Below are 26,269 nucleotides of genomic sequence, written 5' to 3'. Positions count from 1 at the left end.
CACGAGGCAGTTAGGCAATAGTCCGGTTGAATTATGCTTTGTCCAGTGCCGATCCCGATAGCTATCGGGACGGGATCCTCACCCCCGAGACAGGAGGGCTTGTCTGCCAATTTCAACATCCTACAAGATGTAATGACAATCATTGGATTTGATTCTGTCCGTTAACAGAATTGGACTCATTTCCCATATAATCAAAAAGCTCTTGCGAGCTCTTTGATATTAAGTGTAATAGGTTTGAGTCATTGAATACCCAAAATTAGAAATACCATTGGTTTATTAAAATTTTGGCAAGATTTATTTTAATTTTTTACATTATTTTTAATAAAAATCCATTTTACCAAATAATACGGAATTCAAACAGAATAAAATCACCAATTCATAATCAAATTGTTAATAGAATATGAATGAGAAAAATACTTTAATAAGCTTCGGTTCTGTGTTCTAATACAAAATATTATTTGTCCACTTAAAAAAAGGCAATAAAAAAACCATGAAATAAAATTCCATGGTTTTATTCAATTAACAATAAACCCAAAATAACCTGCTGTAGGAGAAGGATTCGAACCTCCACGGAGTAGTTAGGCAAATTTACGAGCTCGCTAAATGCTTTATCCTCCCGATAGCTATCGGGACTCCACCCCCGAGACAGGAGGGCTTGTCTGCCAATTTCAACATCCTACATTGTGTGAGGGATCTTTTATCCCTTTTGATGAATCAAAGATAGGACGGATTGATTCTATTTTGCAAATTATTCAAGATTTTATCAAAATATTTACAGTTTTTTTAATGAAATCGATTGATATTTGACGATTCATTAAAATGAACTCATTTATTTCTTTGATTTTTAACGATTCATTAACAATTCACTACTCTATTGCTATTATTTTATCAAAATCTATATTTCATTACATTTTCAATAACAATAAATAGTTTTTATTGAATTAATGATAACATTACTCGTATTGGACATAGTTATCCCATTTCTCAAGCACAGACCTGAAGTCTTCGGGTAACGGTGCTTCATAATAAATCCGCTCTTTGGTAACCGGATGTACAAATCCCAGACTCATTGCGTGTAGTGCTTGCCTAGGCATCAGCGAAAAACAGTTGTCAATAAAGGATTTATACTTGGCAAACTGTGTCCCTTTACGAATTTTATCTCCACCGTACATCGCATCATTGAAAAGCGGGTGACCGATGAATTTCATGTGGGCTCTGATCTGATGGGTACGGCCTGTCTCCAGATTGCATTGGATCAAGGTCACATAGCGGAGACGCTTCAAGACTTTCCAATGGGTCACTGCATGCTTGCCCTGACTTCCATCGGGGAAAACATCCATCACCTTGCGATCCTTGGCACTACGGCCTACATGCCCAACGATCGTCCCAGAATCCTCAGCCAGTTCACCCCATACCAATGCGACATAGGTCCGATCAATGGTATGATGAAAAAACTGCGCGGCAAGTGGGGTCATGGCATCTTCCGATTTGGCGATCACCAACAGACCGGAAGTATCCTTATCGATCCGATGTACCAAACCAGGCCTTCCCTCATTCCCTTTCATCTCCGGTAAATGTTGAAAGTGGTAAACTAAAGCATTGGCCAGTGTACCACTCCAGTTGCCGTGTGCGGGATGCACCACCATACCCGGAGGCTTATTCACAAGCAGGAGATGCTTGTCTTCGTAAATAATATCCAGTGGAATATCCTCCGGGATCACCTCCGTATCCCTGCGGGGTTTATCCATAAACACCTGAATATCGTCAAGCGGCTTGATCTTATAGTTGGATTTGACGGGCTTGCCATTCACCAATACCGTCTCATTATCAATTGCCTGTTGTACTTTATTACGGGTGACAAAGGCGATCTTCTCTGTCAAAAACTTATCTATCCGAACTAGAGACTGCCCTTTGTCCACTACGATGCGGTGGCGTTCATACAATTCTAACTCGTCTTCTTCTAACTCTTCGTCCGACTGTTGATTCATTTCGCAAAAATAGGATGATGTGCCTTAACTTTGCCAAAAGACTTCGAATGCTTCAACCCGAACCAGTCTCAATCCAAAAACTTACTCATGCACTTTTGGAAGAAAAAGGCGTTGAACTGGCTGTTTTAAGATTAGACCAAGTTCATCCTTTGGTTTCAGGAAACAAGTTTTTTAAGCTGAAATACAATTTAGAAGAAGCAAAGAGACTGAAAAAAAACACCATCCTGACATTTGGAGGGGCCTTTTCCAATCACATCTATGCCACGGCCTCAGCTGCTCATTTTGCTGGCTTTAGAAGTATCGGAATCATTAGGGGCGAATATGCGGACAGCGAAAACCCCACTTTGGCACATGCCCAAAAACTGGGAATGCAACTCTATTTTGTAGATCGGGAAAGCTACCGACAGCAGTCTTCCGCTGAGTTTTTGGAGGATTTAAAAGCTCAATTCGGAGACTTTTACCTGATTCCTGAGGGAGGGACGAATGATTTGGCCATTCAGGGCACCAAAGAAATACTAGGGGATCAAGCCCTTGATTTCACCCATTTCTGTGTTTCCATAGGAACGGGAGGAACCTTCGCAGGACTGGCTTCTGTCTTAAAAAGTCATCAAAAGCTCCTTGGATTCTCTTCCTTAAAAGGAGAATTTATTCATCAGGAAATCGGAAAACTCCTTGAATCAAATCAGATCGTCCCAAAAGGTTCTTTTGAAATTAAAACAACATATCATTTTGGAGGATATGGAAAATTTAAGTCGGAGTTGATTGATTTTGTATTCTGGTTTTATGGGGAATTTAATATCCCGCTTGACCCAATTTATACCGGGAAAATGGCCTTTGGAGCTTGGGATTTGATTGGAAAAGATCATTTCCCCACCAATTCCAAAATTCTTTTAATCCATACCGGTGGACTTCAGGGGAATGCGGGTTTTAAATCAAAAACAGGCATCATTTTACCTATTCTTTGAGCGTAAAAAAGTCCTCGGATTCTTGAGGATGGATTTTCAGGACATTTGCCGATACGAGTCTGACCAAAGTCTTGGAAGCTAAAAACCTGGGGACCTTTGCCAATCCGGCAAATTCTTTCAGGGTAATTTTACCGTTCTCTCCCAAGGCCTTCATCAAAATCTCCTCCTTCCAGCCGTAAGTGAAAATCGTGTCTTTTGGAATTCGACCTTTCTTCAATACCTCCCAAACTTCCCGACTTGCCTGTACACTGCGGTCCTGCACCCGGATATAGGCCTGCTTTCGGTTCTTTTCCTGTAAAAAATGAGGTCGATCCGTACTTTTGGGAATTCTGAAGACGGCTACGCCTTTCTTTTCGGAGAGTTTTATAGTAAAGATGTTGTAGTCCAATTTTGGCAAAACCAGCTCCCGGATAGCCTTCTCCATCACAAAAATCTCCTCCTCAATAAACCGCTGTCCGCTGACCGTACCGTCATCATCGACTCCGATCAGGAGATACCCTCCTTCTGTATTAGCCAAAGCAATCACTTCCCTGACAATCTTCTCGGGGAAAGCAGCTTTCTTCTTGAATTCGATGGTAAGCCCCTCGCCTCTTGCTGCAAGGGCCTTCACTTCTTGAAGGGTCATAAATTCGGATTATCAGGTGAAAACTAGTTTCCGAGTCCGCGGCTGAGTTCTGCCAGACGGGATTTCTGGGATTGCCACTCGTCTCTAAGTCGTGCCGCTTCCATAAAGTTCAGCTCTTTGGCTGCTTTCTCCATTTGCTTCTGCGTCTGCTGAATCAACTTTTCCAGCTTGTCTTTGCTGAGGTATTGTACTACCGGATCTGCTGCAATCTGGGCCTCACCGGGCATAGGTTCAGCATAGACTTTCGCGTTTTTCTTGGAATCAGCTACTTTGGTTTGTCCCATGATCTTGTCTCTTGATTTGATCACGGTGGTAGGCGTGATACCGTGCTCTTTATTGTATTCAATTTGGATTACACGTCGCCGCTTAGTTTCATCGATGGCCGACTGCATGGAGTCGGTGATTTTGTCCGCATACATGATCACACGGCCCTCAGAGTTTCTCGCCGCCCGACCAATGGTCTGGACGAGGGAGCGTTCGTTTCTGAGAAATCCCTCCTTATCCGCATCCAATATCGCGACGAGTGAAACCTCCGGCAAGTCTAGCCCTTCCCGAAGTAAGTTTACACCTACTAAAACGTCAAAGACACCGAGCCTCAGCTCTCGCAAAATTTCCACCCGATCCAATGTTTTCACTTCGGAATGAATGTAGCGTGACTTCACTCCTGCCCGATCGAGGAATTTATGCAGTTCCTCAGCCATTCGTTTGGTCAAAGTGGTGACCAAAACGCGTGCGTCGGTTTTGATCGTCTGATCGATTTCCTCAAGCAAATCATCGATCTGATTTTGACTGGGCCTCACTTCAATCGTCGGATCCAACAAGCCTGTAGGACGTATGACTTGCTCGACAACGACTCCTTCTGCCCGCCCAAGTTCGTAATCAGCCGGGGTCGCAGAGACATAGATCACTTGTCCCGTCATCTGCTCAAACTCCTCAAACTTCAAAGGACGATTGTCCAATGCCGAGGGCAATCTAAATCCATAATCCACCAAATTAACTTTTCTGGAACGATCTCCTCCCCACATCGCACGAATCTGAGGCACGGTGACGTGGCTTTCGTCAATCACCAAAAGGTAATCATCAGGAAAATAATCCAAGAGACAGAATGGCCGTGTCCCGGGTTGTCTTCTATCAAAATAACGGGAATAATTCTCCACGCCTGAGCAATAGCCCAACTCGCGGATCATTTCCAGGTCAAACTCTGTTCGCTCCTGGAGACGCTTGGCTTCAAGGAATTTTCCTTCTTTTTCGAAGAAATTTACCTGAGCCACCATGTCGTCCTGAATCTCCCGAATAGCTATGTCTATGGTGTCCCGACCCGTAACGAAGAGATTTGCGGGGAAAATGGAAATGATTTTTTCATCTGAAATTTTCTTTCCGGTAGCGGGTTCTACCCGCTGAATGGCCTCGATTTCATCTCCCCAAAAGAAGATTCGATAGGCAAAATCCCCGTAAGCCACATGGATGTCTACCGTATCACCTTTGACACGGAAAGTACCATGGGTCAAATCCTGCTGGGTCCTGCTGTAGAGAATGTCGACTAGTTTAAACAGCAACTGATTCCTTGGAATTCGGTCACCCTCCTGAAGTCGCACGACATTTTTACCAAACTCCTCCGGATTACCAATACCATAAATACAGGAAACAGATGCAACCACGATCACATCGCGTCTACCGGTCAAGAGCGAGGAGGTGGCACTTAATCGAAGTTTTTCGATTTCCTGATTGATGCTTAGGTCTTTTTCAATGTAAGTTCCCGAACTCGGGATAAATGCCTCCGGCTGATAGTAATCGTAGTAAGAAATGAAGTACTCGACTGCATTCTCAGGAAAAAACTGCTTGAACTCCCCATACAGCTGAGCGGCCAGGGTTTTATTATGGCTTAAAACCAGCGTAGGCCGCTGGGTTTCCTGGATCAGATTTGCGATGGTGAAAGTCTTCCCCGAACCGGTCACCCCAAGCAGTACCTGGGCAACATCACCATCATTTACCCCTTTCACCAATTCCTTGATGGCTTTGGGCTGATCGCCGGTAGGCTGAAAATCTGAGGTAAGTTTAAAATCCATAGCTTATTCTTCCATTGCCAACACCAAAAAGAGGGAAAAAGGTTTTCAGAATGTAGAAATCAGCCAGCTTTTAAACTTCGGTTTCCAATATTATAGTAGAGGTAATTCGTCCGAAGGATAATCACCAATAAAATCGGAATCAAACTGGGATGAAAGGATTGCCAACCCAAAATCCAAAAAACCACTGCTGCATCTGCCATAATCAATGCAAAAAGCAGGTACTTTTTTACCCAGGGCTGTAACTCTTTTTTCATCAATCCCCAAACTAACGCCAAGTGACCGGGAAAAACCCATAAAATATTCCAATTCCACTTTGTCGCAGAGTGATCCGTGAAAAACCACAGAAAGGTGACCACTAGTCCCAAAATCCCAAGGATGGAAAATAAGGCAACATCGAAGCCAAGGAACAGTTGCTTTTTCCTATGTCCAAAAAAAGTGATCCCGGTGAACAGGATCGCAATTCCCCAAAAAACAAAATATGGGTTGATCAAATCCATCTTAAACTCTTCGTCAGGGTATTCCAAAATCACCCGGGATTCCTTAACCAAAGGCCGGGTAGGGCCATCTCCTACTAGTGTGGCACTGGCAAACGCAGCTTCCATGTAATCCGGCAAAAACTGGGACTCTCGCGCTGTCGCTTCCCGATCGATTACCGAACCCAAGGCCAAGTCAATCCCCAAATCTGCCCAGGGCAAAGGGTAGACATATTCGTCGATCAGATTACGAAACGTCTTCTCCCCCATTTGGGATGAGTCATTCCATACCAACTGGTCTCCCATGGCAATCTCAAAAGCATCCCGGATTTTAGTCGCGCAATTATTAAAGAAGAAATCATAGCGGTAATATCTCCTCGCAGGGTCATACTGTGCCCAGAGATGCTGAATCAAAAAATCACGTTGCTCGGCATTCAAATCCAAAATCTGCTCTCGTACATCTCTTTTGAAATAATCGTACTCACTGATAAAGTCCGCATAAGTACTGACACTCAGCATATAATCCAGCTTGCCGGTGGCAAATTTCCCGTAAAAATTGGGAGTTCTAAAGTCAAAGGTCCCAAAGTTAAACACCAAATCCTGACCCTGAGATCCGATCTGCCTCATGCGGATGGCACTATGGCCAAAACTGCTGTAAAGTTCCTTTCCCGGGTCACAGGTTAGAAGACTAATTTCATAGACTTGAGCTTTTACAGGAGCTAACCCCATGAGAGTCAATAAAAAAACGAAAAGAATTATTTTACTTTTTGAAATCATTTTATTAACTTAAAATTCTTTTTTCAAAACCTTATTTTTTATGAATGCTAACTATTTCTCAGCCTTCATGGGTAATTTTTTCTCCTGCCGAATATACAGGATATTCCTGGCAGTTGTAGGAGTCTGCCTAATCATGGAGGCTTGCTTTTCACAGGAAATCAATGCTTATAAGACGATCGCCTCCGGTGATTTCCCTGATTTTTCAATCTGGAATGTTTGGGATGGAATCACTTGGAATCCTGCTACTTCCAAACCTGATCAGACCAACGATATCTACATCGATCAAACGCACACGCTGAGACTTACAGGTAATGAGGCGGTAAAAAGTGTGTTTATCAATGCTCAAAAGGAAGCGGGTCAAAAACTTAATTTGGATGGAAATAACCTTGATATTTATGGAACACTTCAGGCCTTCTCCGGAGCTGCTCCTGGAACACCGGATAATGCCTGGAACAGTCAAAATTGGATTGGTAATTCTGTAAATAGTACGTTGACATTTAAAGGAAATAGTCGCACCTTGATAGAAAAGAACAGCTGGAGTGCCCAAACCACCCAAAGCCGATTTTCAGTGATTTTCGAGCCTGACCCGGGCGAACAATTTGTTTTGGAAGCCCCTTTCAAGTCACTTTCTTTCACAGTTCGAACAGGCACAGTCCTTCAAAAAGTGGATGCTTCTGTGACTCCTAATGTTTGTTTTACACTTTCCTTTAATACTGAAACAACTGTTTACGGAGTTGGTCCCTTCGGAGAATTTGTCATCGAATCTGGTGGGACGTTCATTTCAGAATGCAATGCAAATATTTTAAACCGATCCACAAGCGGCACGATTAGCGCACTCAACTTCGACCTACAAAATGGTGGAGTACTGATTCTGGAAGGATCAACTCCTCGAATCGAAGCTTCCAACTTTCAACTTAATGGCCGGATAATCTATCGAGGTGGAACAGGGCCAAAATCCTTTCTGAGTAGCTCTTATGCAGATGCTGCTACACCAAGCTCCGTTCGTGATGTGGAACTTCAGGGAAATCAAAATCTATTGCTTCCTCCAGCTTTGTCTCTGTTTGGAAATCTGGAAAAAGCCGGCCTTGGAAATTTTAATGCTACAGGAACCACCTTGACTTTGCTGGGAGGTTCGGATCAAGAAATGCTCGGTTTCCCATTGGTAGTGAGCGATTTGGAGTTGAATAAATCGGGTGGAATTTTTTATCCAAATGATAACCTGACAATTCAACGGAATCTAACTCTAATCCAAGGAAATATGGATTTGGAAGGAAATGACCTCCTGATCAATACGGAACTTGCAGGTCAGCTTACTTATGCCGCAGGATCTTGGAAAAATGTGGGTCAGCTTACCTACTTCGGCATACCTACAAATCTGGACGGCAGTAATTCTACATTTCCATTTGAGGACACCCAAAACGGAGGAATTCGAAAAGTGCAACTTCTCGGCACTTCTGTAGGAGGAAACCTGTCCATTGATTTTACAGAATTCAAGGGTGCGGAATACAATTCCGGTTTTTTCGATTACGATGGCATAGAAATTTTGTACCGTCTTTTCAGCTATTTCCAGTTCTCAGATCTAACGTCAAGTGGAAATTCAGTTGAACTGAGAATCTCAGCCGCCAATCTGATTGTCGACGATGTAGATGACCTTCGGATTGTTGGAACAGGATATGCTGCCCCTGGAACCACTCTGCCGGGATTGGATCCGGTGGAACTTTGGGCAAGACGGGAACTGACTTTTGCTGATTTGTTGGGAGTAAATTTTACTGTTGGAAGCTTCCGCACTCTTTCGATTCTACCCGTAACATGGCTTGAGGTGAGCTCCAAATCAGGAAACGAGGGAAATCAAATCTCGTGGAAGGTAGCCATGGAAAAGGATAACCTTCTTTTTGAGGTATACCGAAACTCCGGCAATTTGAAAGATGGTTGGGAAAAAATTGGAGTGGTTAATTCGATCGGAGATACAGATTCACCCAGGGGCTATCACTTCCTGGATACCTCACGAAAAAGGTTTACCGACTACTTCTATAAAATCCTTCAAGTAGATTTCACCGGTAGGTCCACTTGGAGCGGAGTGACAAAAGTAGTATTCCCCAGCGAAAATCCGGGTAAAGAACAATTGATCTTGTTTCCCAATCCATATCACTCAGGAGATCTTGACCTCATCCTTCCCAAATCCATGGATGCTGCAAAGGGCAACCTGATGATTTTAGATGCACAGGGAAAAGTCATCGTGGGGCCGAGTCCACTCGATCAAAATATAGCTCGACACCTGTTGAACTTGCCTCCTGGGATTTACCTGATAAGGATTAGCTCCGATCAACAGGTCTACACGGAAAGATTAATCAGGAACTAGGAGAATTATATACTCTGAAAGGACAATTTAGGCTCTTTTTCCTATCTTCCCCCTTTAACACCAACCTAACCTATGACCTTTGTATTTGTACTGCTCAGCATCGCGATCTTGGTGCTCCTGATCGTATGGGCAAAACTCAACCCTTTCCTCGCTTTTCTGATTGCCTCCATTGCCGGCGGACTGATGCTCGGCCTTCCAGCCGACCAAGTGGCCAAGTCGGTTCAAAAAGGCATGGGAGCCATGCTTGGTGATCTTGTGATCGTCATTGTCACCGGAGCGATGCTCGGTAAGCTCGTCGCAGAAAGTGGCGCCGCACAGCGAATTGCAGGATTTCTGATGAAAATCTTTGGTGCAAAACACATGACTTGGGCCATGGCTTTTACCGGACTGATCGTAGGAATTCCGCTTTTCTACAATGTCGGCTTCGTCCTGCTGGTACCCTTGGCATTTACTGTTTCGTATCAATATAAACTTCCCGCGGTCTATGTGGGCATCCCCTTGCTTGCAGCGCTTTCAGTGACCCATGGCTTTTTGCCACCCCATCCATCTCCGGCAGCTTTGGTTTCCCAATTTGAAGCAAACATGGGCCTGACACTATTCTACGGGTTCTTGATTGCCATTCCCACGATCATCATTGCAGGGCCACTGTTCGCTCCTTTTCTTAAAAACATAAAATCTGAGCCACTGAAGACATTCCAAGCGGAACCAAAACCGGAAAATGAACTTCCTGGTATCGGTAACAGTGTTTTCACTGCTTTGCTTCCGGTAATCCTACTGATCGGGACCACAGCCCTTAGCCTGAATATTTCCAACGAAGATCCGATGAGCCCGATTGTCAATTTCATCGCTGATCCGGGAATTGTAATGTTGGTTTCTTTGATGTATGCGACTTATTCACTTGGGCTTCGCCGAAAAACCAACATGACCAAGCTGATGGACATTTATACAGTCGCAACAAAAGACGTCTCTATGATCCTCCTGATCGTAGCTGGTGCAGGGGCTTTAAAGCAAATTTTCACCGACACCGGAGTGAGCCTTACCATTGCCGAAAGTCTGAAAACCTGGGATATGCATCCCTTGATTTTGGCTTGGCTGATTACGGCGGTGATTCGGGTCTGTGTAGGTTCTGCCACTGTGGCGGGTCTGACCACAGCCGGAATTATAGCACCACTCGTGACTACGATGAATGTCGATCCCAATTTATTGGTCCTATCCATCGGTGCAGGAAGCTTGATGTTTTCACATTTCAATGACGGGGGCTTTTGGCTCTACAAGGAGTTTTTCAATGTAAGCATCAAAGACACCCTCAAATCGTGGTCACTGATGGAAACCGTTGTAGCAGTTGTGGGATTGTTCGGTGTCCTGATTTTGGATCTTTTTGTCTAATTTTAATGAGGCTCCGCAAAGTTGCAAATTGAGTAAAAATTGGTTCGATAGGTTGAGGATCCTTTATCCTAGTCGATAGACCATGGTCCATAGCTTTACTATTCAGGCCTCCAACCCAACTTCTATAGCTACGTGCAAGTTCAAGTAAAAATTTTAATTCTTAATCCAACGAAATGGAAACCCCTGAAATCAACTTCTCAAAACTCGGACTCACCCTACCACCTGCACCCAAGCCCCTTGGTGTGTATAAGCCCTGCCTGATCGACGGGAAGTACCTGTACCTCTCAGGGCATGGAACAGTAAAACCTGACGGTTCGCTGATCATTGGCAGAATAGGTGTGGATCTGGATATCGAGCAGGGCAAAATAGCCGCCAGGCAAGTCGGACTGGCTATGCTCGCTACCATTAAAGCAAACATTGGTTCGCTAAACAAAGTCAAGCGGGTCATCAAAGTATTGGGCATGGTGAATTGCACGGCAAGCTTTGAGCGGCATCCCTATGTCATTAACGGTGCCAGCGAACTTTTTGCGAGTGTGTGGGGAGAAGAAAATGGAATTGGCGTGCGTTCAGCCGTGGGGATGGGATCACTTCCTGATAATATCCCGGTTGAGATTGAAGCGATTTTTGAACTTCACGAAGAAAACTAAGGCTCTACCAAGTCTTTGTAGGATTCAAAAAGGTTGAGAATATCCCGAACATAATTGACAGCGATGTGGCCTTTTGCAAAGCCACTTTTGACCATAGGATCCCGATAGAATTCGGGGTCACTTTTTAAGTTGAGAAAGTAAGATACATCCTCCCAGCTTTGGGTATTTTTCCCGTATTTCAGCGTCAGCCTCCAGGCGTCCTCGACATGTCCCTGACCGATGTTGTATGAGGCCAGAATAAACCGAATTCGTTCATTTGTATCAGGCACCCGGGCTCTCCAGAATTTATCCAGGTAGAGCAGGTATTTCACTCCGCCTTGCAACGATTGGGATGGATCACTGGGATCAGTGACGCCAAATCGCGCCAAAGTCACCGGCATCAGCTGAAGCAATCCTTCTGCTCCGGCATAAGACAGAGCCGTGGTATCAAAACCGGATTCCTTGTAGACTAAAGCCGCCAAGAGTCTCCAATCCCAGCCTAATTCCCTGGAGCTTTCCTGAATCAGTTCGTCAAAAACAGAGATCCGGTTACCAGCCAAAGAAGAGAAGGGACTGTTGGTCCGGTAATAACTATTTCTGGGACTCAGGAAATACTTGGCGTATAATTCGGGGATAAATCGTTTCTTCTTTTCGGCTAACCAAGAATTGATTTCCTCCAGAAAAAGCGGAGCGTTTTTACGAACTGCCCAGGCCACGGTTCCGTTCTCGGATACCTTGAGGGAAGCATCCAAACCGGAATAGTAGGTTTGATTTGCTTTGGCAATGTTTCTGTCAGCGACTGTCCAGTTGATTTTCTGTTCAGCAATCTGATCGATCAGGTTTTCTTCATGCTCCACCGTTTCCTGAATAAAAAAATTAAGCTTTAGTGAATCTTTGATTGCCTTTAGCTGATCAGAGTACACCGTTCCTTTTCTGATAAAAATCGTATCGGAGCCGATTTCTTGCCAAGTCATGGGACTTCCGACGGGTTTTCTACCTACTACGACAGTACTCATTGTGCCCAGGTAATTGGTAAAAGCAGCTCTTTGCTTGCGATCCCTGGAATTTTCCAGATTCATCGCAATGACATCAACCTTGCCGGATTCCAGGTAATCAAACGCCTCATCGATATCTTCCAACACAATCAATTCCAATTGAACTCCGAGGCTTTTGCCCAAATCTCTCAAAAGCTCATATTCATAACCCATCCTCCTACCTCTGTAGATATAATAGGAGGTGGAATTATTATCCACAGCGGCGCGGAGAGTGCCACGAGCTTGAATGGCCGGCAGATCAAATATATAGGGCTCCTGTAACACCTGATCGATCCTATTTTCCAGAAACGTACATTGTACACCTGAAAAGAGCATCACTAAGGTAGAAAGAGCAGAAATAAAGGCTTTTTTCATTCCAAGGGGAAATCCCGGATGGTTCATTCCGCTACTTGGCAAAGCCTATGCCAAAATAAAAATGAAGCGATTGTTAAAAAAAGCAAATAAAAAACGGAGAAAAAATTCGCTCCGTTTCTGTTCAGTTTAGAATTCAGGGATTTATGGAAAAATCCTCATAACTGGTGTCGAAGAAGATTTTACCACTCAAGCGCATCAGCTCAATTTCCTGCTCTTTGATGTTGAAAATCGCCGTAATCAATCGGTTTTCAGCAGTTAGCAAATTTACCTGAGCATCCCTAAACTCCAGATAGGAAGCAATCCCCAACCGGAATCGCTCCAAGGCAATTTCGGAATTTTCCTTTGCCACTTCATAGTTGACTTCTTCAATTTTCAACAACTGGAGATTCTTGGAATAGACGTTATACGCTCTCTGAATGTCTGATTTCAGTTGGATTTCATATTGTTCCAAAGAATAGTCCTGTATTCGCTTATTGACTTTGGCACTTTGAATTCTCCGATTTAAGGTCAACCCACTGAAAAGGTTCAATGTGATGTTACCGCCGTAGTTCAAACCCTGCCGCTCATTTTGAAGGAGAAATCCCGCATCAGAATTAAAAACCTGATTGGTATAGGAGGAATTAAGATTCAGGCCTGGAAGTCGTGAGGTTTGGAGTTCTTTAATCTGAAGGTAGGCATCGTTATTCAATCTTTGGTTGACCAACAAAAGCTTGTTTTCAACAAAAGCATTCTCATTGAGTGTTTCCAATGATAGGGTTTCGCCAATCGTAATGGTCGTATCCTGTAGCAGAAACTCAGTTTCAGGATCAATCGCCAACAATTCATTCAGGTTTACTCTTGTATTCTGTATGATTTGCTCTTGGGTAATCAAAAGGCTTGAATCCGCATTATAATCCACTTGAGCGGTGAGAAAGTCTCTTTTACCTGCTCCTCCGAGTTCATATTGAGCTTGGGCAATATCCAATCTGGCTTTGCTCAATCTAAGCGTTTCTTTAAGGACTTGATAACGCTGTAGCTCCAGAATCAATAAATAATAGGCTGTAGAAATGCCTGCAACCGTATTTTCTACTATGACCTTGGAGTCCAACTCGCTGATTTCGGACAAAACCCCCAAGCGCTTCATCGTGACAACAGACTCGGGTCTAAACCCGTAGATTCCCACAAAGCTGTAGGTTTTGTTCCGTGACTTAGCATCATCTATCTGACGTGGATTTTCAGGATCATTAACGAAAGTTTGTGTTACATCCTCCGTAGCAAAAGAGCGTAAGTAATTACCATCAATCACAGGCATGAAAAAGGTCCCCGCACCGATTTTCTTATCCAGTTCCCTTAAAGCTACATTTTCAACCCCTATTTTTATCTGGAGGTTTTTTTCCAATCCTATCTGTATGGCTTTCTCAATATCCAAGGCTTCTTGGGCTTGAGCCCCAAGACTTAAAACACTTACGCTCAAAACGAGCAAAATCGCTAATTTCTTCATTAAATTCTGGCTAATCTTCCTTTTTTGGAGGTGAGGTAAGTATAAATGGCCGGGATGATAAACAAGGTCAAAATCGTAGCAAATGACAGCCCTCCAATCACAGCAGCTCCCATAGGCACCCGGCTTTCGGCTCCGGCACCCAATGCCAAAGCAATCGGCAAAATCCCCAGAATAGTGGACAAACTGGTCATCAAAATCGGTCGGAATCGGGCCACTGCTGCACCAAAGATGGCTTCATGTACATCCATTCCCTGAGCTTTTCGTTGATTGGCAAATTCCACGATCAAAATCCCATTCTTAGTCACCAGACCGATCAGCATGATAATACCGATCTGACTGAAAATATTCAGTGTAAAATCAAATGCCCAAAGCGTGGCCAATGCCCCGAAGATCGCAAGTGGTACGGTAAACATAATAGTCAGCGGATCCAAGAAACTCTCAAACTGAGCCGAAAGCACCAGATAAATCAAGATCAGCGCAAATACGAACGCAAATAACAAGCTGTTGGAGCTTTCGCGGAATTCTTTGGATGGACCGGAAACGTCTGTGGAAAAGGAATCGTCCAATACTTCGGCAGCAATCCGATCCATTTCGTCCAATCCGGCTCCAATGGTAAACCCTTCTGCCAAGTTGGCGGAGACAGTAGCACTCACAAATCGATTGAATCGGTAAAGTTGCGGTGGAGTACTTTTTTCTACCACCTTCACCAGGTTATCCAGTTGAACCAACTGATTATTTTCCCCACGAACATAAAGCATTCGAAGATTTACAGGCTCATTTCTATCCTCAAGTCTCATTTCTCCCAAGACCTGATATTGCTTACCATCTCGGATGAAATAAGCAAACCTTTGTCCTGAGTAAGAGAGCTGAAGTGTTCTTGCAATTTCCTGAACAGATACCCCAAGGTTTCTTGCTCTTTCCCGATCGATTTCTATTTCAAGTTCGGGCTTGGTAAACTTTAGGTTGATATCTGAGAAAATAAAGATTGGGCTTTTCCCCACTTCTTCCATAAATGGTGGAATTGCCTCTTTCAATTTTTCAATTGTTGGTGCCTGAATAACATATTGCACAGGTAGTCCTCCTCTTCTGTCACCGATTGAAACCGGTTGCTGCGCAAAACCTCTGACGGAAGTTTCATTTCTCAATTTGGTATTTATACTATTAAAAATTTCCTGCTGCGTTCTGGTTCGTTGATTTGCATCGGTGAGGAAAAGTCGGATAAAGGCTGAGTTGGTGTTTGCAGTACCAAATCCCGGGGAAGTCACACTGATCACTGCAAGGCGTTCAGTTTCGGGTATCTCTTCCATAAACTGATCCGTCAATTTATCCACTGCACTACTCATGTAGCCAAAAGTAGCTCCCTCTGGACCTGCCATATTGATTCGCAATTCGGAACGATCCTCAGTCGGAACTAGCTCGGTAGGAATCTGTAAAAACAACCAATAAATACTCAGTACTATAATTCCGATGACCGGAAATGCAATCCAGCGAATTTTCATGAACACGCCAAGAGCTGAGTCATAGCGGTCATTTAACCAAACAAAAAATGGCTCTGTGAAATTGTAAAAAGCGTTTTGCTTTTCGCGACGCTTGAGCAATTTGGCACTCAACATCGGAGTCATCGTCAATGCAACAAAGGAAGAAATAATCACAGCGCCTGCCACTACAATGCCGAACTCCCGGAAGAGTCTTCCGGTGGTTCCGGTTAGGAAAATTACGGGAAGAAATACCGCCGCCAAGGCAACGGTGGTTGCGATGACAGCAAAAAAGATTTCTTCAGATCCTTTTTCTGCCGCTTTAAGGGGATTTTCTCCCTTTTCAATTCTAGTGTAGATGTTCTCCAAAACTACAATAGCATCGTCGACCACCAATCCAATCGAGAGAACTATACCCAGCAGAGTCAAGACATTGATGGAAAAATCCATCAAATACATGATGAAAAACACCCCAACCAGGGAAATCGGGATGGTAAGCACAGGAATGAAAGTAGTTCGCCAATCTCTCAGGAACAGAAATATAATAGCAACTACTAGTATAAAGGCAGTAATGATGGTCTCCTCTACTTCGGCAATAGAACTTCGAATGTAAGATGTAGAGTCAAACCCAATCTCCACGCCAACATCAGCCGGCAAATCCTTTTTGATAAACTCCAATCTCCGGTAAAACTCATCGGCAATTTCGATGTTATTAGAGCCGGGGAGCGGGACAAGCACCACGGCTACCATAGGTACACCATCACGTTTCAAGACTGTCTTTTCATTTAATGCCGATAATTCAGCATTTCCAATATCCTGGAATCGAACGATATTGTTTTGATCTTCTTTAATAATCAGGCTATTGAATTCCTGAGGAGAGCTTAGTCTACTCTTGGTACGAACAGATAGTTCTATACTCTGCCCTTCGATTCTTCCCGAAGGAAGCTCAACGTTTTCGCTTTGTACTTTTTGAAGGACATCCAAGGGTGTAATGCCATAAGAGGCCATTTTGAGTGGATCCATTCGAAGGCGGATGGCATACTCTTTTTCACCCCAAATCTGGATTCTGCTGACACCGGGTATAGTTTGAAGTCTTTCTTTGAAAATATTCGAAGCAATATCCGAAAGCTCCAAAAGGCTTCGGTTTTCACTTTTCACATTGACTCCGACGATGGGCTGAGAATCTGCATCCGCTTTGGACACCACAGGAGGCTCTGCGTCGGGGGGAAGATTTCGCAGTGCGCCGGCTACTTTGTCCCGTACGTCATTGGCGGCAGCTTCCAAGTCCCCACCCACCTCAAATTCGACGGTGATGTTACTTCGACCATCTGCACTGACTGAGGTCAGGGATTTAATCCCCTGGATACCGTTGATTTGTTCCTCTAGGGGTTCAGTAATTTGAGCCTCGATGACATCGGCATTTGCTCCCACATAGGTAGTGCTGACATTGATCACAGGAGGATCCACGCTGGGATACTCACGAATACCTAACAACGAAATCCCTATTCCTCCAAAGAGTAGAATCACGAGGGACATCACGATGGCCAATACCGGCCGGTTGATACTGATTTGGGATAAGCTAGCCATGCTTAATTGATTTGAGTAGGTTGTAGCGGCATTCCTTGCCTTACTTGCATTACACCTGTAGTGAGTACCAGATCACCTTCGTTCAAGCCTGTGAGGACTTGCACTTGAGTATCTGTCCGTGTTCCAATTTCTACAATTCGTTCTTCAGCTTTGCCCCCTTCCCCAACTACAAAAACCTTATAGCCTGAAAGTTCGGGAATGACAGACTCTGCGGGAACCAACAGCGCATCTTCGGTGACTTCAAGGATAAAACGGATTTTCACAAACATCCCCGGCAGAAACCGTCTGTCTTTATTCGGACTTTGAGCGCGAAGTTTCAGAGTTCGGGTAGCCAGATCTACTTGAGGCTCAAAGGCGTAAACCTGACCCTCCACTTCCTCGGTGGAAGCCTCATTAGTAAAATAGACCGGCGAACCGATAGTTACCTGATTTGCATATCGCTCAGGAATTGAAAATTCAATTTTTATAGGATCAATATTTACCAAACTCACCAGTAAATCATTGGTACCAATCACCGATCCTTCGGATACCAGTCTTAGGCCCAAGATTCCATTAAAGGGAGCTCTGATGACTGTTTTTGATAGCTGGGCTTCTACAAGTTTAATATCGGACAATGCCGTATTGAATTGATTCAGCGCAATGTCGTACTCCTCCTGACTGATTGCTTCCCGAGCCAAAAGCTGCTTTTGACGATTTTCCTGAGTTTCAAACAGCTTTTGAGTGTACTGAAGCCGCTGATACTGTGCCTGAAGCTCATCATCATTCAGGTAAAAAAGAGGAGTGCCTTTGGTGACGTATTGGCCTTCCCTGAAGGCAATCCGGGTGACCAGACCGGAAATTTCGGATCTCAGATTAACTGATTCATTGGGAAGAATGGTTCCCGATACCTGGAGTTGATTTCGAAGTGTTTCCTTTTGAAGTTTGACTACGTTTACGGGCAGATCTTGATTTGAACCGGCAGGACCTCCACCTTGGCCTTCAGAATCAGGCTTATTTCCTCCCTGATTACTGAGTCTGGGGTAAAAAAAAGCAATGGCAATGATTACGATAATCCCGATGATCAGAGCAATTTTAGTTTGTTTTTTCATTTAAGGCAAATAGGTAAGATTACTGTTGGTTTTTGATGAAAGCCACCGACAAGTGATTGAATTGATCAGGCTTCTCCACGTTGACTACGTGTCCACAGCTCTCAAGCACTTTTAAAATGGAGTTTTTGTGTTCTTTTACTAAATTTTTGACCGGTTCAAGAAACATCACATCCTGATCTCCCATCACATACAGGGTAGGGATTCCAAGATCTTTTTCCTTAAAGAATTTCAATAATGGATTTATATCACTGGTCAACTTAAACCAGCGGATGAATTCTTTTTGACAAAGCTTTTGTGCCTCCCGTACAAAGAGGTTTCGTGATTCCTCATGCTGCTTGCGGGGCATAATTATAAAGGCGAATAAGCGATACAACCACATGTAGGGGATCACTCTTTTGAAAGCATTGCCCAAGAAAACAAGGATTCTACTCTGAGCATTAAGTCTCGTGATGGCGCCTGCCATGATCAGCGATTTGACCCGCTGGGGCTCTAACTCTGCAAGCTGTCTAGCCAATATTGTCCCCAGGGAAACTCCCATAAAGTGGGCAGGCGGAGTGTTGAGATAGTCCAACACTTCTATAATATCTCCTGTGACAGCTTCAAAAGTATATTCATCATTCCAAACAGCCTGGGGAAGGTCTGCGGATTTACCATGGCCCCTTAGGTCAATGAGTAAGAGGTTAAACTCTTTTTTGAAATCCTTCAGCTGCTTGTACCAAACCGCAGAAGATCCCCCTGCGCCATGGATGAAGACCACCCATTCGCTACTCTGCGGATGTACAAATTTCTTGTAATACAACATAAGAGTTTAGACTGCCAAAAAGGATAAAAGTTTACCGAACACTAAAAATACAGCATTAAATCGGGGGGAATTATAGAAAAGATACTGAAGGCAAATCTTTACTATCAAAGGAAAAAAAGGGGGATACTATTGTCACACGTTGACTCAATAGCTGTAATCTGGTTTAATTCCCTTTTTATTTAGGGTGAAAAATTGCCAAAGGCTGTATTTAGCCCTACTATTTTACTTTCCAACAAGTAAGGTCCCTTTCCATTGCATCTCTTGCCAACCAAACCTTTCTAGGCTTAGTTGGCTTGGACCAAGATGACTTAGGGATATACATCCTAAAATCGCTCCTCAAACCTGAAAAAATTCAAAAAAATAAGCCCCCACTCCTCATCCGATTTATCATCGTCAGGAGTGGAGACTTTAAAATTTACCAGTTTGGATTTTGATTCAAGCTTGGATTAAGACCAAGTTCATTGATAGGCAATGGCCACAAATAATCTTTGTCCGGATCAAATCTTCTGTTGGCCGCTCTCTGAAGAACTATATAGTTGTCTTGATTGATATCAGGTGTAACCGCAGAACCGAACTCATCACGGAAATAAAAATTTCCCAAAACATCTTTAGGCAGTTCAATCTCTGCTATTTTCCATCTGATCAGATCCCAATATCTGAAGCCTTCCATCGCCAATTCCACTCTTCTCTCCCTTCTGATTTCTTGCAAAAGATCAAGGTCATGCTGTGCGGCAAAAGCACGAGTGAGGGGTGTTACTCCTCCCCTAGTCCTCAATCTGTTGATGGTAATATCCAGTTCCTGATCTGAAATTGTGCCTTCTAGCTCAAACTTTGCCTCAGCATAGTTCAGCAGAACTTCTGCATACCTGATAAGGGTATAATCCATGAATGACCTGGAGTTTTGCCAATCTGTAACGTTGGCATACCTACGGTTGGCATAGCCTGTCCTTTGAAACGAAAGATTAGGCACATTGAAGGTCGGCAGTGTGCCGATGTAGGGGTCACCTTTTTTAAACAAGGTAGCGGACATTCTGAGGTCCCTATCGTTAAAATCTTCCAGTATGGTTGTGGGTTTTTTATACAGAGGAGACTTTTCTATGGGAAGTCCATCTTGCATCAAATAAGAATCGACCAGTGCTTTGGTGGGATTAGCCACCCCTGTTTCCAATAGCCGCTGCACATTGTGGAATAGGACACTTTCTGTAAGAGAAAGACCATACTGTTTCACCAGGATATTTTCTCTGTTTGCACGCCCTTCACCGGCATACTGAAACAAGTTGAAGTACGAATTGAAAAGATCATGCTCTCCCGAATCCATACATGCCTTTGCTGCTGCAAGCGCTATGTTCAAGTGACGATTAGCATCTCCTATTTTATGATACTTCGAAAATGTACCTTCAAACAAAGCCACTCTTGATTTAAACGCCATAGCGGTGGTATTAGCAATTCTACCGTATCCGGCTGCTCCAAGCATGGAGGGAGTTCTTAAATTAGCGATGGCAAAATCAAGATCCTCGTAAATCACATTTACTACATTTTCTCTTGAATCTGCCGGGGCAAAGAGTTTTTCATCTTTTTCGGCAAGGGTAGTGAGGATCAAAGGCACATCGCCATAGCGCTTAACCAGTTCAAAATAGGCCCATGCTCTGAAGAATCTTGCCTCAGCTAAATAATTGTCAACTATTGACTGATTCACACCTGTTTCAAGTGCGTTGGGCGCTTTTTCGATAATATTATTGGCTGCCCTGATCAGAAGATATGGCGTATTATAACTTTCGTCAGTTGCCGGAGCAAGTCTGGTTCCATCACTGATTGGGTTTGGTCCTATTGCAAATGCATCATCAGACCAAATATCCGAGGTGACAGGTAAGCCGGGCAAAAATGTGTACAAATAATTGGCGGCCATTTTGAGATCGTTTTCACTCCTCCAATAAGTTTGATCTGTGATCTCGGTTTCAGGTAGTCTTACCACGTCACAGGCATTAAACCCAATGGTGGAAACAAAGACCATGGATAGGATTTTATATTTTATTTTCATCTGTTTATAATTTGTTTTTGAAAGGTCAGATGGAATCTCGCATGGTTTATAATCATCCCAGTGTGTGACGATCTTCGTCATGCTCGATTTCATGATTTGATTCATTTAATAGTTTAATTAAAAGGTCAGATTTATACCTCCTGAAATGGTGCCAAAGAAGGGATAATCTGCTCTTACTCCGACATTGTTTTCAGGGTTAAAGACACCATTGAATGGTCCCATATTTGACTTGGTCCATATATCTTCCCCTGATACATATACTCTCGCACGACTGATTTTAGCTTTTTTCAACAGTTCGGTCGAAAACGAATAGCCAAGCTGAATATTTTTCAGTCTGATGTAACTGCCATCAAGAACCCAGCGGTCCGAAGGAAGGTAATTGTGGAAACCATTCAAAAATGGTCTTGGAAAAGCTGCATTGGGATTTTCAGAAGTATAAAAATCTCTGTGGTGTGCCATCGGCATAAACCAAGCCTGCATCATTGGAGCAAGCATATCTCTTTGCGGAAGGAAGCTTTTTTTACCCACACCTTGTAAAAACACGGCAAAATCAAGGTTCTTAAAATTGGCAGAAAGGTTAATACCAAACAGTAGTCTCTCCTGATTGGTACCCAGAAATACTAAATCACCCGGGTCTTCAGTTGTACCACGGCCAGGCGTGATTCTATCGTCGCCGTTTTGATTGACATATTTGAGATCTCCTACTCCTGTATTATTGTCTTGGAAAGGTGAATTCTGAACATCTTCGATCGTATTGAAATACCCCGGCGCTGTCTTATAACCCCATATTGTTCCGAGCGGATAACCTTCTACAATATTTTGAAAGCCTAGCCCGATGACATTTCTTCCGGCAAACTCCATCAACTTGTTTTGGTTATCAGAAAGGTTTAGTCCTACATTATAGTTGAAATTATTCCCGATTTTATTTCTATACTTTAATTCTAGTTCCCAACCCCAAGACTTCAGAACTCCTTCATTCACCCTTGGTGTACCGACACCAAAAGTACCAGGCAACTGCAGCGGGGTAAGCATATTTCTATTGTGCTTGATGTAGTAATCAAAGGTTGCTTGGAGCTTATTATCAAAAAAGCCTAGGTCAGTACCAAAGTTTGATGTTTCGATATTTTCCCATGACAGGGTACTGGATGGTACCACATTTTGCCAAAAGTAAGTAGCTCTTTGCTCCGGACCTCCCAAGATAAGATTTGATCCTCTGGACAGTAAGCCCAGGTAATCATACAGCCCAATTCCTAACGCACTGCCCAATTTACCCCAAGAAGCTCTCAACTTTAATTCCGAAAGAAAGCCTAAGTTATTTTGTAGGAACCCTTCTCTGTGAACATTCCAACCTATGGATGCAGAAGGGAACGTTTGCTTTCTCATTCCCGGAGCCAGCCTTGAACTTTCATCACTTCTTACCGTAGCTTCCAGAAGATATTTCCCATCATAACTGTAATTTAATCTTGCAAAAAAGGATTGATTGGCATAAGTATTAATGGTCTCATTGGTAATTCTGGAATTTTCATCACCTAGGTTTAGGGATGGGGTATCATTACTGATAAGGTTTCTTGCCTGAGAAAACTGTGAGGTAAACCTGTAGTCCTCATACTGATATCCCCCAAGTATTGTGACTATATTTTTGGAATTGATTTCAAGATTATAGTCAACCAAAAACTGGAAACTGGTATTCAGCAGCGATTGATTGGTTACCTCATACACATTGGGATTATTGAGGATAAATGCAGGAACATCTCCGCCTTTATTCCAAAGATTGACTGTTCGGGCAAAGCGGTTACTTGCTGTGACTCGGTATTGCTGCCCGTATATTGCCCTTACCTGAAGCCCTTTCACAAAATCCTTTGCCGTTGCAGTAAAAACACCATCAAAATCATCCCTCCCGGTATTTTCATAGCCTCCTTGAGTCAAGGTAGCATAGGTATTATTTCCGGATGTTCCGGCTCCGCCAAAAAGTCTTCCGTCAGGCATAAATATCGGGAATCTAGTCCTGGCTTGATATACCTGTGTCAGTAGCCCATACCCACTTACTTCTGCAGATGGCGCTTTTGTATTGTGACTGGAATAAGCAATTCTTGAATCCAGACGAATATGTTTGGTAAGCTGTGTCCCAAGATTAACTCTGACATTGTATCTGTCAAACTTGTCAGGGCCTACTTTGAATACTCCTGCCTTTTCATAATATCCTAATGAAACCAAGAAGCTTGTCTTTTCATTTCCACCCCTTGCACTGAAATTATGAGTTTGCATAGGGGAATTATTTCTCAATATCTGATTTCGGATACTCTGTTGGTTAAAGGTAATCCATCTGTTTGGGTTGGTAGGATCCTCCACGAATTCAATACCGTCACGAATGTTTTGAAGGGCTCCTTCATTGTATTCAGGTCCAAGACCTCGGTTGGCCCGAGCTAAGTTTGCAAATTCTGCTTCCTCCAATAAAGACATACGCTGAGGAACATTTAATGCCCATTGTGTCCCGATCAGATTGGAATATTCAAAAACAGTTTTACCGTCTTTTCCAGCTTTGGTTGTAACCAGAATGACTCCTCCAGATGCCTGTGCTCCATAGATAGCAGCCGCTGCCGCATCTTTAAGTACCGTTACCGATTCAATATCATTTGGGTTGATGGTCTGCAGGGTGAATAATGGAGCAGGGACCCCATCCACCATCAACAAAGGCTCGACGTTGCCATTGGCAGAGGTAGCTCCTCTGATTTGAATATTGATCCCCTCAGAACCAGGCTGGCCTGTACCTCGGGTCACGTTCAGACCGGGTGTAGTTCCTTGTAAGGCATTGGCTACACTGGCTACTGGCCTGTTTTCCAGCAATTCCTTTCCTACCGTGGAAACTGCACCGGTAAGATTGGCTTTTTGTTGTACTCCATAACCGACCACGACCACCTCTCCCAACTCCGACGTTTCTTCTTCGAGGCTGACCTCAATTTGAGTTTGGTTTCCGACAAGAATTTCTCTTTTATTGTAGCCAATAAAACTGAATATCAATGTGGAATTCTCAGAACTTACAGTTAGGGCAAAGCTACCGTCCATACCTGTAATCACACCATTGCTCGTACCTTTTTCAATCACATTGACACCGGGCATACCTTCAGCTGCTTTGCCATCACGGACAATCCCCTGTACCGTAATTCTTGTCTGAGCAATCAGATCACTTTGATAAAATACCCCCAGCAAAAGTAGGAGGCCTATCCGAGATAGAAATTTTAAGTACTGTTTCATCATTTTTGGTTTATTTATTGTTAATTGTTTAGGTTGTTTTTAGAATTTTTAAGTCTATAGATTGCTTCCAGGAAATAGTAGTCTGAATAAATTAGAGGAACATCGATCTCTTCATTGTGCGGAATACTCCCTGTACCATGTTTGATCAGGAAGGCATAGTTATCCCCCATTTTGGCAAGGTATTTTTCTGAACTAAGGCTCTTTAGAATCTCCTCTGCCTTCTCCTGGTAGTCTATCGTTGAAAAATGGTCAAGCTGGAGGAGCGCCGAAGCGACGATTGAGGCAGCAGATGCATCTTTTGGAACTTCCACGGAAGGGGATATACTCAAGTCCCAATGAGGGATTTTATCTTGGGGAAGGTGTGTGTGGTTGAGGTAATAGGAAGCTATATTTTCCGCAAACTCAAGATACTTTTTATCCTTAGTATAGTTATAAACCGTAGTAAAACCGTAAAGTCCCCATGCCTGACCTCTTGACCAACTGGAATCATCCGAGTACCCTTGAGCTGTCTCAAATGAGAGTGGGTTGCCTGAATTCACGTCAAAGTCAACAACATGATAGGAGCTATAATCATTTCTGAAAAAATTTTTCATGGTGGTATTAGCATGGGCAACCGCGACATCCGCATACTTTGGATCACCTGTCCATTCTGAAAGCCGGAAAAGCAATTCAAGAGTCATCATGTTGTCAATACTCACTGGAAATGACCATCCCCTCTGACTCTGCCAGCCTTTATCCGTATCCCAAGATTGAATAGCTTTGACAGTAGGATTAAATCGCTTTATCAGGGTATTTCCAGCATCCAAAAGAATCTCTAAATCTTCAGGCTTATTTTCCAGCCTGTAGGCATGCCCATAAGAATTATTGAAAATGTGTCCCAGATCGTGTGAACCGGGAAAAAACCTCATGTGTGCGATCTGGCCCTGGAAATACCTGGCATGAAATGCCCAATTATCGTCCCCTGTCAATTCATATAAATACCACAGGCTCCCCGGGAAAAATCCTGCGGTCCAGTCAAAGTCCTTATTTATCGGTCTGATGGTTCCGTTTTTCACAGACCTGGGGATTTCCAAATCCTCCTTGGCCCTACTGGTAAGCAGCATGTATTGACTTGCAGCATGCTCGACGACATCTTCTTTAGATACCTGAGCACGAACACTGAACTCAAACCAAGCCCCCGCTACAATAAGTATCAGTAGCGTCAAGGAAATGACTTTAAAGCTGGAACGTGAATTATTTTTTAGCTGGGATTCCATGCTCGAATATTACCCATAGTTCAAATCAGGTACCTTATCAGATTTGGCATTAAAAGTCCAAAATCGTCCAGCAAACCATTTGTCTAAAAAATGAGCTCCTAGGGCCAAAAAATCACTTTTAGCAAAAAGAAATATGTACTATTTTGGAATATCTGAGTACAATATTTGAATCAGTTGTTCCCGGAAAATCAAATTCTGCATCTCCAACACGGGTTAGGACCAAAAGCGGAGCCAGTTAGTGTAGCATAAATTTTGACAAGTGGCTGAAAAAGAGGGTTGTCTAGCTTCTCAAGAAAGCCAAATCCAACCGTAGTAGCGTCATCTGTATGGCACTGTGAAAAAGGCCAAAAAATCCAAATGAGCGGATTTTCCATTCCAACCGGGGAGTCCGAGACGCCTGTGAAGAGTTCAGAGATTTACTTCAGAAACACCCGATTATCCAGAACATGAGTAGAAAAGGAAACGGTCTGGATAATGCCGTGGCCGATGATGGCATTAATCCAAAATCAAAACCAAGCCTAAAATATCGGACGTTTTTAGCTTCACGGTTTGGTGCAGATTTTATAAACTCTATTTTAGAGGGATAGATTACAGACCCAGCAATAAATCACCCTGTA

17 protein-coding genes are annotated in these 26,269 nt (G+C 43.4%); 5 read left to right on the top strand and 12 right to left on the bottom strand.

Features of this window, described 5'->3' with window-relative positions; translation table 11 throughout:
- Positions 1–953: 953 nt before the first annotated feature.
- Entirely contained in the window at positions 954–1,988 is a 1,035-nt protein-coding gene (locus tag C4S61_RS02295; RefSeq protein WP_103923189.1) for an RluA family pseudouridine synthase, read from the bottom strand.
- 47 nt (positions 1,989–2,035) lie between these two features.
- Here C4S61_RS02295 and C4S61_RS02290 point away from each other — a divergent pair, with 47 nt between their 5' ends.
- Positions 2,036–2,953, top strand: a complete 918-nt coding sequence (locus C4S61_RS02290) for a 1-aminocyclopropane-1-carboxylate deaminase/D-cysteine desulfhydrase (RefSeq protein ID WP_103923188.1) — start codon at positions 2,036–2,038, stop codon at positions 2,951–2,953.
- Here the strand turns inward: C4S61_RS02290 and C4S61_RS02285 are convergent.
- Genes C4S61_RS02285 through C4S61_RS02275 form a run of 3 tightly spaced genes read right to left on the bottom strand, consistent with a single transcriptional unit; the run spans position 2,943 to position 6,846 of the window.
- Positions 2,943–3,578, bottom strand: a complete 636-nt coding sequence (locus tag C4S61_RS02285; RefSeq protein WP_103923187.1) for an AlbA family DNA-binding domain-containing protein — start codon at positions 3,576–3,578, stop codon at positions 2,943–2,945. The two genes, C4S61_RS02290 and C4S61_RS02285, sit on opposite strands and share 11 nt — an antisense overlap.
- Before the next feature lie 23 nt (positions 3,579–3,601).
- On the bottom strand, positions 3,602–5,644 hold the full coding sequence (uvrB, locus tag C4S61_RS02280) for an excinuclease ABC subunit UvrB (protein WP_103923186.1): 2,043 nt from the start codon (positions 5,642–5,644) through the stop codon (positions 3,602–3,604).
- A 59-nt stretch (positions 5,645–5,703) separates the two neighbouring features.
- The gene (locus C4S61_RS02275; protein ID WP_235009768.1) at positions 5,704–6,846 is read right to left on the bottom strand and encodes a lipoprotein N-acyltransferase Lnb domain-containing protein; all 1,143 of its coding nucleotides are present in this window, start codon (positions 6,844–6,846) and stop codon (positions 5,704–5,706) included.
- 88 nt (positions 6,847–6,934) lie between these two features.
- On the opposite strand from C4S61_RS02275, the gene C4S61_RS02270 reads away from it, so the two are divergent.
- The 3 genes from C4S61_RS02270 (at position 6,935) to C4S61_RS02260 (ending at position 11,286) form a co-directional block, all read left to right on the top strand.
- Positions 6,935–9,253 carry a T9SS type A sorting domain-containing protein gene (locus C4S61_RS02270; RefSeq protein ID WP_103923184.1) on the top strand — a complete coding sequence of 773 codons (2,319 nt, stop codon included), beginning with the start codon at positions 6,935–6,937 and terminating at the stop codon, positions 9,251–9,253.
- A 72-nt stretch (positions 9,254–9,325) separates the two neighbouring features.
- Positions 9,326–10,639: a gluconate:H+ symporter gene (locus tag C4S61_RS02265; RefSeq protein ID WP_103923183.1), complete on the top strand. Its 1,314-nt coding sequence runs from the start codon at positions 9,326–9,328 to the stop codon at positions 10,637–10,639.
- Positions 10,640–10,812: 173 nt separating this feature from the next.
- Complete coding sequence (locus C4S61_RS02260; RefSeq protein WP_103923182.1) at positions 10,813–11,286, top strand: RidA family protein; 474 nt, start codon at positions 10,813–10,815, stop codon at positions 11,284–11,286.
- Here the strand turns inward: C4S61_RS02260 and C4S61_RS02255 are convergent.
- The 8 genes from C4S61_RS02255 to C4S61_RS02220 all read right to left on the bottom strand — a co-directional run bounded on the left by C4S61_RS02255 (position 11,283) and on the right by C4S61_RS02220 (position 25,652).
- Positions 11,283–12,674, bottom strand: coding sequence for an MltF family protein (locus C4S61_RS02255; protein ID WP_103923440.1), 1,392 nt, complete (start codon positions 12,672–12,674; stop codon positions 11,283–11,285). The genes C4S61_RS02260 and C4S61_RS02255 overlap by 4 nt on opposite strands.
- 133 nt (positions 12,675–12,807) lie before the next feature.
- Positions 12,808–14,154, bottom strand: coding sequence for a TolC family protein (locus C4S61_RS02250; RefSeq protein ID WP_103923181.1), 1,347 nt, complete (start codon positions 14,152–14,154; stop codon positions 12,808–12,810).
- The gene (locus tag C4S61_RS02245) at positions 14,154–17,216 is read right to left on the bottom strand and encodes an efflux RND transporter permease subunit (protein WP_103923180.1); all 3,063 of its coding nucleotides are present in this window, start codon (positions 17,214–17,216) and stop codon (positions 14,154–14,156) included. The genes C4S61_RS02250 and C4S61_RS02245 overlap by 1 nt, the downstream gene beginning before the upstream one ends.
- 2 nt (positions 17,217–17,218) lie before the next feature.
- Positions 17,219–18,304, bottom strand: coding sequence for an efflux RND transporter periplasmic adaptor subunit (locus C4S61_RS02240; RefSeq protein ID WP_103923179.1), 1,086 nt, complete (start codon positions 18,302–18,304; stop codon positions 17,219–17,221).
- Positions 18,305–18,323: 19 nt separating this feature from the next.
- A complete protein-coding gene (locus tag C4S61_RS02235) occupies positions 18,324–19,106 on the bottom strand; it encodes an alpha/beta fold hydrolase (protein ID WP_103923178.1) in 783 nt (260 codons plus the stop codon).
- 415 nt (positions 19,107–19,521) lie between these two features.
- Positions 19,522–21,144: a RagB/SusD family nutrient uptake outer membrane protein gene (locus tag C4S61_RS02230; RefSeq protein ID WP_103923177.1), complete on the bottom strand. Its 1,623-nt coding sequence runs from the start codon at positions 21,142–21,144 to the stop codon at positions 19,522–19,524.
- Between the two features lie 117 nt (positions 21,145–21,261).
- Positions 21,262–24,396, bottom strand: coding sequence for a SusC/RagA family TonB-linked outer membrane protein (locus C4S61_RS02225; RefSeq protein WP_235009766.1), 3,135 nt, complete (start codon positions 24,394–24,396; stop codon positions 21,262–21,264).
- Between the two features lie 20 nt (positions 24,397–24,416).
- A complete protein-coding gene (locus C4S61_RS02220; protein WP_103923175.1) occupies positions 24,417–25,652 on the bottom strand; it encodes a glycoside hydrolase family 88 protein in 1,236 nt (411 codons plus the stop codon).
- 446 nt (positions 25,653–26,098) lie between these two features.
- Between C4S61_RS02220 and C4S61_RS21765 the strand changes: the two genes are divergently transcribed.
- Complete coding sequence (locus C4S61_RS21765; RefSeq protein ID WP_160111193.1) at positions 26,099–26,239, top strand: hypothetical protein; 141 nt, start codon at positions 26,099–26,101, stop codon at positions 26,237–26,239.
- Positions 26,240–26,269 lie beyond the last annotated feature (30 nt).

Origin of the sequence: Algoriphagus boritolerans DSM 17298 = JCM 18970 (genome assembly GCF_900108085.1) — a bacterium.
Lineage (GTDB): Bacteria > Bacteroidota > Bacteroidia > Cytophagales > Cyclobacteriaceae > Algoriphagus > Algoriphagus boritolerans.
This window is presented reverse-complemented; position numbering and strand designations above follow the sequence as displayed.

What these genes read in the sequence shown, in the direction of transcription:
- C4S61_RS02235 (WP_103923178.1), bottom strand. Translation starts at nt 19,106, where the DNA reads ATGTTGTATTACAAGAAATTTGTACATCCGCAGAGTAGCGAATGGGTG.
- C4S61_RS02275 (WP_235009768.1), bottom strand. Translation starts at nt 6,846, where the DNA reads ATGGGGTTAGCTCCTGTAAAAGCTCAAGTCTATGAAATTAGTCTTCTA.
- C4S61_RS02220 (WP_103923175.1), bottom strand. Translation starts at nt 25,652, where the DNA reads ATGGAATCCCAGCTAAAAAATAATTCACGTTCCAGCTTTAAAGTCATT.
- C4S61_RS02265 (WP_103923183.1), top strand. Translation starts at nt 9,326, where the DNA reads ATGACCTTTGTATTTGTACTGCTCAGCATCGCGATCTTGGTGCTCCTG.
- C4S61_RS02270 (WP_103923184.1), top strand. Translation starts at nt 6,935, where the DNA reads ATGAATGCTAACTATTTCTCAGCCTTCATGGGTAATTTTTTCTCCTGC.
- C4S61_RS02295 (WP_103923189.1), bottom strand. Translation starts at nt 1,988, where the DNA reads ATGAATCAACAGTCGGACGAAGAGTTAGAAGAAGACGAGTTAGAATTG.
- C4S61_RS21765 (WP_160111193.1), top strand. Translation starts at nt 26,099, where the DNA reads ATGAGTAGAAAAGGAAACGGTCTGGATAATGCCGTGGCCGATGATGGC.
- C4S61_RS02255 (WP_103923440.1), bottom strand. Translation starts at nt 12,674, where the DNA reads ATGAAAAAAGCCTTTATTTCTGCTCTTTCTACCTTAGTGATGCTCTTT.
- C4S61_RS02290 (WP_103923188.1), top strand. Translation starts at nt 2,036, where the DNA reads ATGCTTCAACCCGAACCAGTCTCAATCCAAAAACTTACTCATGCACTT.
- C4S61_RS02240 (WP_103923179.1), bottom strand. Translation starts at nt 18,304, where the DNA reads ATGAAAAAACAAACTAAAATTGCTCTGATCATCGGGATTATCGTAATC.
- C4S61_RS02230 (WP_103923177.1), bottom strand. Translation starts at nt 21,144, where the DNA reads ATGAAAATAAAATATAAAATCCTATCCATGGTCTTTGTTTCCACCATT.
- C4S61_RS02250 (WP_103923181.1), bottom strand. Translation starts at nt 14,154, where the DNA reads ATGAAGAAATTAGCGATTTTGCTCGTTTTGAGCGTAAGTGTTTTAAGT.
- C4S61_RS02260 (WP_103923182.1), top strand. Translation starts at nt 10,813, where the DNA reads ATGGAAACCCCTGAAATCAACTTCTCAAAACTCGGACTCACCCTACCA.
- C4S61_RS02245 (WP_103923180.1), bottom strand. Translation starts at nt 17,216, where the DNA reads ATGGCTAGCTTATCCCAAATCAGTATCAACCGGCCGGTATTGGCCATC.
- C4S61_RS02225 (WP_235009766.1), bottom strand. Translation starts at nt 24,396, where the DNA reads ATGAAACAGTACTTAAAATTTCTATCTCGGATAGGCCTCCTACTTTTG.
- uvrB (WP_103923186.1), bottom strand. Translation starts at nt 5,644, where the DNA reads ATGGATTTTAAACTTACCTCAGATTTTCAGCCTACCGGCGATCAGCCC.
- C4S61_RS02285 (WP_103923187.1), bottom strand. Translation starts at nt 3,578, where the DNA reads ATGACCCTTCAAGAAGTGAAGGCCCTTGCAGCAAGAGGCGAGGGGCTT.